Here is a 12,529-nt window from a genome sequence, read left to right on the forward strand (position 1 = left end):
GCGCGCTCGCCTCGCCGAGCGCGCCCCGGTCGAGAGCTCGCGATGCGGCGGTCCTTCCTCGCCGGACGTGCACGCTCCCCTCTCGACTCGCCGACGGCGCGGTCCTACAGTGGCTGCGACGGCCCTCGACTCCCGCCACGGGACCGACGGCGCCGTCGCGAGCGGAGGAAGCCGTGTCCTCGACCGCCCCCGCGCCCGGAGCCGCCACCGACGCGCCGTCGAGGCTCCGCGACTTCCACCAGATCCTCCTCAACACCGCTGTCGCGAACGTGACGACGAGCTTCCTCTGGTTCGCGCTCACGTTCTGGGTGTACCTCGAGACGCGCTCCGTCCTGGCGACCGGCATCATCGGCGGCGCCTACATGCTGCTCGTCGCGGTCTTCGCGATGGCCTTCGGCACGATCGTGGACCGGCACCGCAAGTTCCGCGTGATGGTGTTCGCCGGTGCGGTCACACTGGTGTCGTTCGGCGTCGCGGGCGGCCTCTTCCTGGCGTTGCCCGAGGCGGCCCTCCTGGACTTCCGCGCCCCCTGGTTCTGGGTGTTCTCGGGCACGATCCTCTTCGGCGCCGTCATCGAGAACATGCGCAACATCGCCCTGTCCACGACGGTGACCCTGCTCGTCCCGGTGGAGGGGCACGCCCGCGCGAACGGCCTCGTCGGCACAGTGCAGGGCCTCGCCTTCGTGGTCACGAGCGTCTTCAGCGGCCTCGCGATCGGCCTGCTCGGCATGGGGTGGACGCTGGTGATCGCGATCGGCCTCTCCGCCGCAGCGCTCCTCCACCTCCTCTTCCTCCGCATCCCGGAGGACCGGCCCGCGCCCACGGGCGAGAGGGCGCCGCTGATCGATCTCCGCGGCAGCATCACCGCGGTGCGGGCGGCGACCGGGCTGTTCGCGCTCATCGTCTTCTCGACGTTCAACAACCTGATCGGCGGCGTCTACATGGCGCTGATGGACCCGTACGGCCTCGAGCTGTTCCCGGTCGAGCTGTGGGGCGTGGTGCTCGGAGTGACGGCGACCGGCTTCGTCATCGGCGGTCTGCTCGTGGCGAGATTCGGCCTCGGGAGGAACCCGATCCGGACGATGCTGCTGCTCGTGATGGCGATGGGCCTGATCGGCGCTGTCTTCACTCTCCGCGACTGGTGGTGGCTCTACGCCGGCGGCATCTGGATCTACATGACCCTGATCCCGGCGGTCGAGGCCGCCGAGCAGACGGTGATCCAGAAGGTCGTCCCCTTCGAGACCCAGGGGCGCGTCTTCGGCTTCGCGGCGGCGTTCGAGTCCGCCGCCGCTCCGATCACGTCGTTCCTCATCGCCCCGATCGCCGAGTTCGCGCTCATCCCGTACATGGAGTCGCCTGCCGGGCGCTCGACGTTCGGCGGGCTGCTCGGGGACGGCATCGGCCGGGGGATCGCGCTGGTGTTCCTCGTCGGCGGAGTGATCATGATCATCGCGGCCGGCGCGGCGATGCTCACCCGCTCCTACCGTGTGATGTCGGCGCAGTACCTGCGGGAGGCCGCGGCGGCGGACGGAGAGGCGGAGCCGGGCGCTGCGTCCGCGGCCGGTCCGTCCGTGGGCGGCGCGGTGGACTCCGGAGCCGCCGAGGACGAAGCCGCCGAGGCCCCCGCCCCCGCCGAGAGCGCCGCCGACCGCCGCCTCTGAGCCCGGCGCCCGGTCAGTGCCCGCGCGCGATCCACTCCTCGCGGTGCGGTGCCTCCGCTCCGATCGTCGTCGAGTCGCCGTGGCCGGTCCGGACGACCGTCTCGGCGGGCAGCGTCAGCAGGCGCTCCGTGATCGAGTCGATGATCGTCGGGAAGTCGCTGTAGGAGCGGCCGGTGGCTCCCGGTCCGCCCTGGAAGAGCGTGTCGCCGGTGAAGACGGTGCCCAGAGCCTCGGCCACGAAGCAGACGGCGCCGGGGGTGTGGCCCGGGGTGTGCCGCACTTCGAGCTCGACGCCGGCGACGGGCACGACCTGCCCGTCGACCAGGCCGCCGCTCGGGGCCGTGCCGGGGTGCACGGCGTCCCAGAGCATCCGGTCGCCCTCGTGGAGCAGCACCGGTGCGCCGGTCGCCGCGCGGACGCCCTCGACCGCGTCGAGGTGGTCGTCGTGCCCGTGGGTCAGCAGCACGGCGAGGAGCCGGCGCTCGCCGACGGCCGCGAGGATCGCCTCCGCGTCGTGGGCCGCGTCGATGACGACGCACTCGGAGTCGTCGCCGACGATCCAGACGTTGTTGTCGACGTCCCAGGTGCCGCCGTCGAGGCTGAAGGTGCCGCTCGTGACGAGCTGCTCGATCCGCGCGCCCATCAGAGGACCACCACCGAGCGGAGCACGTCGCCGCCGGCCATCGTGGCGAAGGCCTCCTCGATGTCCTCGATCCCGATCCGCTCGCTCACGAACTCGTCCAGGGGCAGGCGGCCCTGGAGGTAGAGGCCGGTCAGCATCGGGAAGTCGCGCTCGGGCAGGCAGTCGCCGTACCAGCTCGACTTCAGCGAGCCGCCGCGGCCGAAGACGTCGAGCAGGGGGATCTCGAGGGTCATCTCGGGAGTCGGCACTCCGACCAGCACCACGGTCCCGGCGAGGTCGCGGGCGTAGAACGCCTGGCGCCAGGTCTCGGGGCGGCCCACGGCGTCGATGACGACGTCCGCTCCGAAGCCGTTCGTCAGCGCCTGCACCGCCGCGACGACGCCCGCCTCGTCGAGGCCGCTGGAGTCGATGACGTGCGTGGCCCCGAGCTTCTCGGCCGCGACCAGCTTCTTGGGGTCCCGGTCGATCGCGATGACCGTGCCGGCGCCCGCGAGAGCGGCACCCACCACGGCCGCCGTTCCGACTCCTCCGCAGCCGATGACCGCGACGGAGTCGCCGCGCGTCACGTTCCCGGTGTTCATCGCCGCGCCGAGGCCGGCCATGATCCCGCAGCCGAGCAGGCCCACCGCGGCGGGGTCCGCCTCCGGATCGACCTTCGTGCACTGCTTGGCGTGCACCAGGGTCTTCTCGGCGAAGGCTCCGATCCCGAGGGCGGGGCTGAGCTCGGTGCCGTCCTCCAGGGTCATCCGCTGCGTCGCGTTGAACGTGTCGAAGCAGTACCAGGGCTCGGCCCGGGTGCAAGCCCGGCACTCGCCGCAGACCGCGCGCCAGTTGAGGACCACGAAGTCGCCGACCGCGACGTGGGTGACACCCTCGCCGATCGCGCTGACCCGTCCGGCCGCCTCGTGCCCGAGGAGGAAGGGGAAGTCGTCGCTGATCCCGCCCTCGCGGTAGTGGAAGTCGGTGTGGCAGACACCGCAGGTCTCGATGTCGACCACGGCCTCGCCCGGGCCCGGGTCGGGGACGACGATGTCGACGAGCTCCACGGGAGCGCCCTTCGACCGGGCGATGACGCCGCGCACAGTGGTGGGCATGGGGGCTCCTTCGACGGGGGCGTGCAGGTCCGGTCCACAGTAACGACCGGCGGATGCGGGTGCGCCGGGTGGACGCGGGCGCCCCCGCCTTCTCCGGAGCCGGGCCGCCCGCCTCGCGGACCGCGACCCTGACAGTCGGTAGGGTGCGGGCCATGCGCACTCTGTACCCCGAGATCGAGCCCCACGACTCCGGCATGCTCGACGTCGGCGACGGCCACTCGCTCTACTGGGAGGTCTCGGGCAACCCCGAGGGCAAGCCCGTCGTGTTCCTGCACGGCGGCCCCGGAGCCGGCACCTCGCCCGCCCACCGCCGGCTGTTCGACCCCGAGAAGTACCGCATCGTGCTGTTCGACCAGCGGATGTGCGGCCGCTCCACCCCGCACGCCGGCGAGCCGGAGGCCGACCTCTCGACCAACACCACCTGGTACCTCGTCGCCGACATCGAGCGCCTCCGCGAGCACCTCGGCGTCGAGCGCTGGCTCGTGCTCGGCGGCTCCTGGGGCTCGACCCTCGCCCTCGCCTACGCCGAGACCCACCCCGAGCGGGTGAGCGAGATCGTCCTCCGCGGCATCTTCACCCTCCGCCGCGCCGAGCTCGAGTGGTTCTACGAGGGCGGCGCCGCCGCGGTCTACCCGGACCTCTGGGAGGGCTACACCTCCGTCGTCCCGGCCGGCGAGCGCGGCAGCCTCATCGAGGCGTACTACCGCCTCCTCCACGACGCGGACCCCGCCGTGCACGGCCCCGCCGGCGTCGCCTGGACCACCTGGGAGGCGTCGACCATCACCCTCCTGCAGAAGCCGGAGCTGATCGCGGACTGGTCCGATCCCGTCTTCGCGCTCGCCTTCGCCCGCATCGAGAACCACTTCTTCGTGCATAAGGGCTGGCTGGAGGAGGGGCAGCTGATCCGCGACGCCGGCGTCCTCCGCGACATCCCGGCCGTCATCGTGCAGGGCCGCTACGACATGTGCACCCCGGCCTTCACCGCCTGGGACCTGCACCGGGCCTGGCCCGAGGCCGACTTCCGGATGATCGCCGACGCGGGCCACGCCTTCGACGAGCCGGGCATCCTCGACGCGCTGGTCGAGGCGACGGACCGCTTCGCATCCTGACGGGTCGGCCGGTCCGAGCCTCCCGGCAGGGTGCGCGGGCGTCCGCGCCTGAGCGTCCCGCGCCCGGTGCCGTCGTGCCCCGGGCGCGGGTCTACCCTGATCAGATGCGCGCGGACGACGCCTCCGGGATGGAGGACTGGCCCACCGGCCGGCTGCTCTCCACCGCCTCCCGGATGGTCGAGCACGCCTGGCACGGCGCCCTCGCCGAGATCGGCCTCACCCACGCCGGCCTGATCGTGCTGCACCTCCTGCAGGCGGGCCCCGTCGCGCAGAAGGAGCTGGCCGCCGCGGCCCACGTCGAGGTGCAGACCATGTCGCGGACCATCGAGCGCCTCGAGCGCGAGGGCCACGTCTCGCGCACCACGGATCCGTCCGACCGCCGCCGGCAGCTGGTCGCGCTCACCGGTGCGGGCAGCGAGGCCTGGCGCCGCGCGCACCGGCTCGAGGTCGACATGTTCCCGGGCTCCCTCGAGCACGGCCCCCTGCGCGAGGCGCTGCTCGAGATCATCCGCTCGGCCAGCGAGTCCCGCTGGGGCTGACCGCAAGCCCGAGCGGAGCCCTTCCGCGGAGCGCTAGCTTCGTCGGCATGACCTTCAACGACGACTCCCAGCTCAGCGGCGGCAAGGTCCGCCGCCGCGGCCGCACCACCGGCATCGCCGTCGGCGGTGGCGCGGTGGGCGTGGTCGTGCTCGCGCTGCTCTCGCAGCTGCTCGGCGTGAACCTCTCGGGCCTCGGCGACGTGTTCGGCGGAGGCGGCTCCTCGCCGGAGGGCGTCACCTCCACCGCGGTGGCCTGCGACAGCGGCGCCGACGCCAACACGCAGGTCGACTGCCGGCTCGAGGGCGCGGCCGAGTCGCTCGACCGCTACTGGGGCGAGCAGACGGCGACGCTCGGAGTCGCCTACACGACCCCGACCGGCGTCGACCTCTTCGAGGATCAGACCACCACCGGCTGCGGGAGCGCGACCGCCGCGGTCGGCCCGTTCTACTGCCCGCCGGACCGGACGATCTACCTCGACACCGACTTCTTCGACGAGCTGCGCACCCGGTTCGACACCTCGGGCGGATCGCTCGCGCAGATGTACATCCTCGCCCACGAGTGGGGCCACCACATCCAGAACCTGACCGGCGCGATGGAGTCGGCCGACCGCTCCGGCACCGGCCCCGAGTCGGACTCCGTGCGCCTCGAGCTGCAGGCCGACTGCTTCGCCGGCGCCTGGGTGGGCGACGCCTCGACGGTGCCCGACGAGACCGGCACGCCCTACCTCAAGCCGGTGACGGCGCAGGAGTACCAGGACGCGCTCGGCGCCGCGGCCGCCGTCGGGGACGACCGCATCCAGGAGCAGGCCACCGGAACCGTCGATCCGGAGGGATGGACGCACGGCTCGGCGGAGCAGCGCCAGCGCTGGTTCCAGGCCGGCTTCGAGGGCGACGCCACCAGCTGCGATACCTTCGCCGCCGCGCAGCTCTGACCCGGCGCCGCGGCGCACCCGCGCGCTCCGCAGGCCTCTGGCGTGCGATCTGCAGGACTCCGTGCGTTTGCAGACCTCTGGCGTGACATCTGCAGACCTCCGTGCGATCTGCAGGCTTCCGTGCGATCTGCAGGCCTCCCAAGTGCGATCTGCAGGACTCGGTGCGATCTGCAGGCCTTCGGCGTTCGATCTGCAGGTCTCGGTCTGATCTGCAGGCTTCCGGTGTCCGATCTGCAGGATCCCGCGCGATTCGCAGGACCCGGTGCCGTCTGCAGGTTTCCGAGGTGCGGTCTGCAGGACTTCCGAGTGAAAGAGCGCTCTCCTCCATGAGGACCGTCGGCGACAGCTCTGATCCCCTGCAGATCGCACGTCGTCCTGCAGATCGCACGTCGTCCTGCAGATCGCACGTCGTCCTGCAGATCGCACAGCCCCTCCCGGGTCACGTCACGGAGTCGGCCGGCTCCTCCATGTACCACTCGGTGAACGAGCGCGCCCGCCCGTCGGGTGCGAAGCGGATCACCCAGAGGTTCAGGTAGGTGCGGTCGCCCGGGTAGACAGTGCGCGCCTCCACCACCGCGGTCTCCTCCGTCAGCGCTACCAGCCCCCACGCGAACGTCGGGTCGGCGGGCTCCTCCTCCGCCAGCCACCACTCGACGATCGCGTCGCGCGGAGTGATCGCGTCGCGGTGCGGCGCCGTGAAGTACTCGGCGTCCTCGGTGAACAGCGCCGCCACGTCGGCCGCGTCGTCCGTGGCCCAGGCCTTCTCGTAGCCGGTGATCCAGCTCTCGATGTCGATCATCCGCCCATCCTCGTCCTGCCCGACGCGCGCGGGAAGGAGCCGGAGGGAACAAAGCGGCGGCCCGCGCTGTTGAGCCCCGAGCCGGTGGAAAGCAGAGCCGAGCGATACGATCACGCCGACGACGGCCCGCCCGCCGCCGCGGTCCGGGTGCGCGTCCGCCGCCGACACGAAGGACCGCCGTGCCCGACTCCGACAGACGCTCCCTGACCCGCTCGCCGGACCCGCGCCTCATCACCGCCGTCCTCGCCTTCGCGGGGATGAGCGCCTCCTTCATGCAGACGCTGGTCGTCCCGATCCAGTCCGAGCTGCCGACGCTGCTCGGCGCCGACCGCACCGAGACCGCGTGGGTGATCACCGCGACGCTGCTGAGCGCCTGCATCCTCACCCCGGTCTCGGGCCGCCTCGGCGACCTCTACGGCAAGCGGCGGATGGCCGTGGCCGCGCTGGTCGTGCTCGTGATCGGCTCGATCGTGTGCGCCTTCGCGGGCGACGTCTGGACGCTGGTCGTGGGTCGGGCCCTCCAGGGCGCGGTGATGGGCGTCATCCCGCTCGGCATCTCGATCCTCCGCGACACCCTTCACCGCGACCGGCTCCCCGGCGCGATCGCCCTGGTCAGCGCGACCCTCGGCATCGGCGGCGCGCTCGGCCTGCCGCTCAGCGCGCTCATCGCGCAGAACACCGACTGGCACGTCCTGTTCTGGATGTCCGCGGGCCTCGGCGTCCTCGACATCGTCCTCGTCCTGCTGGTCGTCCCCGTGTCGACGCTGCGCTCGCCCGGCACGTTCGACGTGGTCGGCACGATCGGCCTCGCCCTCGGACTGAGCGGCGTGCTGATCGCGGTCTCGCGCGGCAACGACTCCGGCTGGACCAGCCCCGCGATCCTCGGCTCCGGCCTCGGCGGCATCGCCGTTCTGCTCCTCTGGGGCTGGTACGAGCTGCGGCAGGAGAGCCCGCTCGTCGACCTCCGGGTGGCCGCCCGCCCCGCCGTGCTCTTCACCAACCTCGCCTCGGTGGCCGTCGGCTTCGCGTTCTTCGGCGCCCAGATCACCCTCCCGCAGCGCCTCGAGCTGCCGGCCGCGTCGGGCGTCGGCTTCGGCCTGAGCCTGATCGTGGCGAGCCTGGTGCTCGCGCCCTCGGGCCTGGCGATGATGGCGACGTCCCCGCTCGCCGCCCGCCTCTCGGCGCAGTCCGGGCCCCGGCTCGTGCTGATCGCCGGGTCCGCGCTGATCGCGGTCTCGTACCTGCTGATCCTCCCGTTCGGCCGCGAGGTGTGGCAGATCCTGGTGATCAACGCCTTGATCGGCGTCGGCCTGGGCCTCGCCTACGCCGCGATGCCGACGCTCATCATGCACGCCGTCCCCGCCTCCGAGACCGCCGCGGCGAACGGGCTGAACTCGCTGATGCGCACCCTCGGGACCACGCTCTCCTCCGCCGTGACCGCGGGCGTGCTCGCGCAGCTGACCGTGTCGGTCGGCGACGTGCAGCTGCCGAGCTCTCAGGGCTTCGAGACCACGTTCGTGATCGGCGCGATCGGAGCACTGGTCGCCGTCGCCCTCGGCCTGCTCATCCCGCGGGCGCCCCGCCCGGAGGCGCGACCCGCCCTGCCCTGACCGGACCGCACGCCCTCGGCCGCGAGTGCTCCTCGCTGAGGAGCTCCGCTCGAGGCCGGCGCCGTGCCGCCCTCTACTCGTCCTCGAGCAGCATCCGCTCGATCTGCAGCTCGCGCAGCCGCGTCGAGGTCTGCAGGTTCTCGCGTGCGGCGAGCACGAGGCGGCACAGGAGCACCAGCAGCACGATCGCGAGCACCGCGACCGCCGTCACGACGACTCCGTACAGCGCGGTCAGGACTCCCCAGGTCTGGATCATCCCTCGACGCTACGGAGCCGCGCCCGCCACCGCGTCCCCCGCCCGGCGGAGAGCGCGGAGCCGGGCGGGCCGGGCGGTCCGGCCCTTGCACGGGCGGACGCGCAGAGCCCGGCCCGCCGACGCTCAGCCCGCGAACGCCCCCCGGTACGCCCGCGCCGGGTGCGTCGCCGGCAGCTCGTCCGTGCCGAACAGCTTGCGGCGGAGCGTCCCCTCGGCGTACTCGGTCTGAGCGAGGCCCCGCTCCTGGAGCACCGGCATCACCCGGTCGACGAACTCCTCGTAGCTGCCGGGCAGGATCCAGTTGACGACGTTGATCCCGTCGATCCCCGCGTCGCGCCAGCCCGCCAGGTGGTTCGCGATCTGCTCCGGAGTGCCGACGACCCGTCCGCGCAGCTTCGCCGAGAGCCGGGCCAGATCGCGGACGGTCGGCTCGCGGTCGGGGGAGGCGTCGCGGATCCACTGCAGGTGGCTCTGGCCGGCGTAGGTCTCGATCGCCGAGAGCGGCAGGTCGGGGTCGAGCTTCTCGCCCGTCGCCGGGTCGAAGCCGAGGTTCGAGTGCACGAGGAACGCGTCTGAGGAGAGGTACTCGTCGATCTCCCGTTCCGCGCGGCGCGCCTCCTCCTCCGTGTCGCCGGTGATGAAGGAGAGGCCCAGGTAGAAGGAGGGAGCGCCCGCTCCGCGCCCGGCCGCTGCGGCGAGGGCCCGCGTGTCCTCGATCAGCTCGCGGGTCTTCTCCGGCGACCCCGAGAAGACGAACTGCGCCTCCGCGTTCCGCGCGGCGAAGCGCCGTCCCGCGGGGGAGGAGCCGGCCTGGAAGAGCACGGGGGTGCGCTGCGGCGACGGAGCCGAGAGGTGCGGCCCCTGCACGCGGTAGCGCTTCCCGACGTGGTCGATGCGGTGGATGCGCGCCGGGTCGGCGAAGGAGCCGCTCTTGTCGCGCAGGAGCGCGCCGTCGTCCCACGAGCCCTCCCACAGCTTGTAGACCACGTCGAGGTACTCCTGCGCCCAGGCGTAGCGCTCGTCGTGCTCCTCGAGCCGGTCGTACCCGAAGTTGCGGGCCGCGCCGTCGAGTGCGCTGGTGACGATGTTCCAGGCGATCCGCCCCTTCGAGAGGTGGTCGAGGGTCGAGACCTTGCGGGCGAAGTCGAACGGATGCGACTGCAGCACCGAGCTCGTGAACGCGAAGCCGAGGTGCTCGGTGCTCACAGCCAGGGCCGAGAGCAGCACGGACGGGTCGTTGCTGGGCAGCTGCAGGCCCTCGCGGGCGTTGACGTCCCAGTCGCCGTCGGCCGGGCCGTAGAGCCCCGCCACGTCGGCGAAGAACATCGCGTCGAAGCGGCCGCGCTCCAGCGTCCGGGCGAGGCCGATCCAGAGCTGCACGTCGTCGAACTCGTGCTGCCGGGCGTCGGGGTGGCGCCAGAGGCCGTGCTGGATGTGGGAGGCGGTGTTCATGACGAACGCGCAGAAGCGCAGCGGGCGGGGCTCGGTGATCACGCTCCCAGGCTAGGCCGGGCGCCTCCCACCGGTCTCGAACGACTCCGCGCGTAGGGTGTCCGACTGTGGAATCCCGCATCCCCGAACCCGCGCACGCCGTCCCTCCGCTGACGGACGCCGTCGCCGAGGCGCTCGACGCCACCACCGTCGCCGAGATCCGCGCCCTGCGCGACGACTTCGCGCGCTTCATGCTCCAGTACAAGTTCGGGATGGACGAGATCGTCACGAAGGTGTCGATCCTGCAGGAGGAGTTCCGCGAGCTGCAGGAGTACAACCCGATCGAGCACGTCACGAGCCGGCTCAAGTCGGCCGACAGCCTGATCGAGAAGATCGAGCGCAAGGGCTGCGAGACGACCTTCGAGGGCATCGCCGACGCGATCACCGACATCGCCGGCGTCCGGATCACCTGCAGCTTCGTCTCGGACGTCTACCGCGTCTTCGACCTGCTCACCTCGCAGTCCGACGTGACGGTGCTCGAGGTGAAGGACTACATCGCCCAGCCGAAGGAGAACGGCTACAAGAGCCTGCACGCCATCGTCGAAGTGCCGGTGTTCCTCTCCGGCGGATCGGTCGACGTCTGCGTGGAGGTGCAGTTCCGGACCATCGCGATGGACTTCTGGGCGAGCCTCGAGCACAAGATCTACTACAAGTACGACCGCCAGGTCCCGCAGGAGCTCCTCGACGGCCTCGCCGACGCGGCCCGCACCGCCGCCACCCTCGACGCCGACATGGAGCGCCTCCACCGTCAGGTCCGCGGCGAGCTGCCGGGAGCGCGCACCTACGACGTCTGATTCGCCGCCGGGTCTCGATAGGCCGCTGCGCGGCTACTCGACCACCGGAGTCGTCGTCCTCGCTGATCGAGCAGCCCGCGCAGCGGGCGTCTCGAGATCCGCTCTACGGAGTCAGCAGCGGCAGCAGCGCCAGCAGCAGCACCGCGGAGCCGTTCAGCGTCGCGTGCGAGACGATCGCCGCTCCGAGCCGCCCGGTGATCGTCGCGATCCAGCCGTGCGCTAGTCCCGCGGTGACCGTCGTCACGCCGAGCGTCACGATCGTCGCCGGGTTCACCATCTGGTGCCCGTGCAGCAGAGCGAAGACCGCGGTGGACGCCAGGATGCTGAACACCATCGCCCAGATCCGCCGGCCGCGGGTGGGCGGCGCCGACTCCGCGGTGCCCCGCAGCATCCGGTTCCGCACCGCGCGCATCACGACGCCGCGGCAGAGGACCTCCTCGACCAGCGGCGCGACGACGACGGGGATGAGGACCGAGCTCAGCACGAACCACAGCGGGTCGGGGTCGATGTCGAGGTTCCCCTGCGCGTCCTGGAGGAGCGGAGCGAAGGCGGCGAGAACGAACAGGATCACGACGCGCACCGCGATGCCGAGCCCGATCCCGATGGGCACGTCGATCCAGCGGAACCGCAGCCCGAAGTCGGCCGCCATCGTGCCCAGCCCGCGGAGCCGCGACGCGGCGAACGGCACGATCAGCGCGACGAGGTAGCTCGCGAGCGCTCCCGTGAAGGCGAGGCCGGCGGAGTAGGGGAGCACGCCGAATCCGAACAGCAGGATGAGCACGGCCAGCGGCAGGACGATCCCGACGATCGTGAGGACGGCGGTCGGCAGGCCCCAGCGGACCCGCGGATCGGGCAGGTAGAGGAGGGAGGAGTAGGGCGCGTGGACGGAGGGGCGGGGCTCGGCCGGCCACGAGGGCGCCGTAGCGGAGTCGGGCGCGAGCGTCGCGGGATCGGGCGGCGGGAAGGCGTCGGGTCGCATGGCCGGGCCAGCCTACGCAGACCACCTGGACGGGATCCGGGCCGCACGCGCTGCTCGGCGCGGGCCCGGACAGCGGGACGCACGGGGGATCGCAGCGTGCACGGCGGGTCGCAGCGTGCAGGGCGGATCGGAGCGCGCGCGGCCGCGACGGCTCCGGGTACGAAGAAACCCCCGCCATGTAGAAGCTAGGCGAGGGTTTCCGTGGCTCCGACGGGCGTCGATCCCGTGACCTCACGATTTTCAGTCGTGCGCTCTACCAACTGAGCTACAGAGCCGTTGCGACGTGACGTCGCTGGAGAGGTGATCTCCTGAAAAAGGCCCTTCCTCTCGGAAGGGCCCCTTTGCGACCCTGACGGGACTTGAACCCGCGACCTCCGCCGTGACAGGGCGGCACGCTAACCAACTGCGCTACAGGGCCTCGTTGCGAAGACAAGCATACTGCCTTCGAGGCTGTTCTATTTCCACGCCCCGACTCTCTCGAGCCGGTGCACTTGCCGGTGGTGCTGGTACTTCTGGTGGTGCTGGCAGTACGGACCCATCCGTGACCCCAACGGGATTCGAACCCGTGCTGCCGCCGTGAAAGGGCGGTGTCCTAGGCCACTAAACGATGGGGCCGGAGACT

Annotated in this window: 12 protein-coding genes and 3 tRNA genes; 6 read left to right on the top strand and 9 right to left on the bottom strand. The window is 71.8% G+C overall.

The features are described 5' to 3' along the window. Window positions 1-242 precede the first annotated feature (242 nt). Window positions 243-1,661, top strand: coding sequence for an MFS transporter (locus GSU45_RS02845; protein WP_244248271.1), 1,419 nt, complete (start codon window positions 243-245; stop codon window positions 1,659-1,661). Window positions 1,662-1,674: 13 nt separating this feature from the next. Here the strand turns inward: GSU45_RS02845 and GSU45_RS02850 are convergent, their stop codons facing one another. Continuing rightward, on the bottom strand, window positions 1,675-2,304 hold the full coding sequence (locus GSU45_RS02850) for an MBL fold metallo-hydrolase (protein WP_159912549.1): 630 nt from the start codon (window positions 2,302-2,304) through the stop codon (window positions 1,675-1,677). After that, the gene (locus GSU45_RS02855; protein ID WP_104226021.1) at window positions 2,304-3,398 is read right to left on the bottom strand and encodes an S-(hydroxymethyl)mycothiol dehydrogenase; all 1,095 of its coding nucleotides are present in this window, start codon (window positions 3,396-3,398) and stop codon (window positions 2,304-2,306) included. Before GSU45_RS02855 ends, GSU45_RS02850 begins: the two co-directional genes overlap by 1 nt. Before the next feature lie 152 nt (window positions 3,399-3,550). On the opposite strand from GSU45_RS02855, the gene pip reads away from it, so the two are divergent. The 3 genes from pip (at window position 3,551) to GSU45_RS02870 (ending at window position 5,978) form a co-directional block, all read left to right on the top strand. Then, on the top strand, window positions 3,551-4,507 hold the full coding sequence (gene pip / locus GSU45_RS02860) for a prolyl aminopeptidase (RefSeq protein WP_159912551.1): 957 nt from the start codon (window positions 3,551-3,553) through the stop codon (window positions 4,505-4,507). A gap of 104 nt (window positions 4,508-4,611) precedes the next feature. After that, window positions 4,612-5,046, top strand: coding sequence for a MarR family transcriptional regulator (locus GSU45_RS02865; protein ID WP_159912553.1), 435 nt, complete (start codon window positions 4,612-4,614; stop codon window positions 5,044-5,046). 47 nt (window positions 5,047-5,093) lie between these two features. Next, window positions 5,094-5,978 (top strand): neutral zinc metallopeptidase, encoded by an 885-nt coding sequence (locus GSU45_RS02870; RefSeq protein WP_159912555.1) that lies wholly within the window; start codon window positions 5,094-5,096, stop codon window positions 5,976-5,978. Between the two features lie 439 nt (window positions 5,979-6,417). Here the strand turns inward: GSU45_RS02870 and GSU45_RS02875 are convergent, their stop codons facing one another. After that, window positions 6,418-6,777, bottom strand: a complete 360-nt coding sequence (locus GSU45_RS02875; protein ID WP_159912557.1) for a nuclear transport factor 2 family protein — start codon at window positions 6,775-6,777, stop codon at window positions 6,418-6,420. A 179-nt stretch (window positions 6,778-6,956) separates the two neighbouring features. Here GSU45_RS02875 and GSU45_RS02880 point away from each other — a divergent pair, with 179 nt between their 5' ends. Continuing rightward, entirely contained in the window at window positions 6,957-8,387 is a 1,431-nt protein-coding gene (locus GSU45_RS02880) for an MFS transporter (protein WP_244248191.1), read from the top strand. 73 nt (window positions 8,388-8,460) lie between these two features. Here GSU45_RS02880 and GSU45_RS02885 read toward each other — a convergent pair whose 3' ends face one another. Together GSU45_RS02885 and GSU45_RS02890 are read right to left on the bottom strand one after the other, a co-directional pair. Next, complete coding sequence (locus tag GSU45_RS02885) at window positions 8,461-8,643, bottom strand: hypothetical protein (RefSeq protein WP_104234313.1); 183 nt, start codon at window positions 8,641-8,643, stop codon at window positions 8,461-8,463. A gap of 123 nt (window positions 8,644-8,766) precedes the next feature. Next, window positions 8,767-10,134: an NtaA/DmoA family FMN-dependent monooxygenase gene (locus GSU45_RS02890; protein WP_159916815.1), complete on the bottom strand. Its 1,368-nt coding sequence runs from the start codon at window positions 10,132-10,134 to the stop codon at window positions 8,767-8,769. A gap of 191 nt (window positions 10,135-10,325) precedes the next feature. On the opposite strand from GSU45_RS02890, the gene GSU45_RS02895 reads away from it, so the two are divergent. After that, a complete protein-coding gene (locus GSU45_RS02895) occupies window positions 10,326-10,928 on the top strand; it encodes a GTP pyrophosphokinase family protein (protein WP_159916817.1) in 603 nt (200 codons plus the stop codon). 103 nt (window positions 10,929-11,031) lie between these two features. Here GSU45_RS02895 and GSU45_RS02900 read toward each other — a convergent pair whose 3' ends face one another. The 4 genes from GSU45_RS02900 to GSU45_RS02915 all read right to left on the bottom strand — a co-directional run bounded on the left by GSU45_RS02900 (window position 11,032) and on the right by GSU45_RS02915 (window position 12,522). Continuing rightward, window positions 11,032-11,907 carry a type II CAAX endopeptidase family protein gene (locus tag GSU45_RS02900; RefSeq protein ID WP_159912559.1) on the bottom strand — a complete coding sequence of 292 codons (876 nt, stop codon included), beginning with the start codon at window positions 11,905-11,907 and terminating at the stop codon, window positions 11,032-11,034. A gap of 202 nt (window positions 11,908-12,109) precedes the next feature. Then, window positions 12,110-12,182: transfer RNA gene (locus GSU45_RS02905), tRNA-Phe, on the bottom strand. A 69-nt stretch (window positions 12,183-12,251) separates the two neighbouring features. Then, window positions 12,252-12,325, bottom strand: a tRNA-Asp gene (locus GSU45_RS02910). Window positions 12,326-12,449: 124 nt separating this feature from the next. Then, window positions 12,450-12,522, bottom strand: a tRNA-Glu gene (locus GSU45_RS02915). Window positions 12,523-12,529: the final 7 nt, after the last annotated feature.

This window comes from Rathayibacter sp. VKM Ac-2801 (genome assembly GCF_009834245.1).
Lineage (GTDB): Bacteria > Actinomycetota > Actinomycetes > Actinomycetales > Microbacteriaceae > Rathayibacter.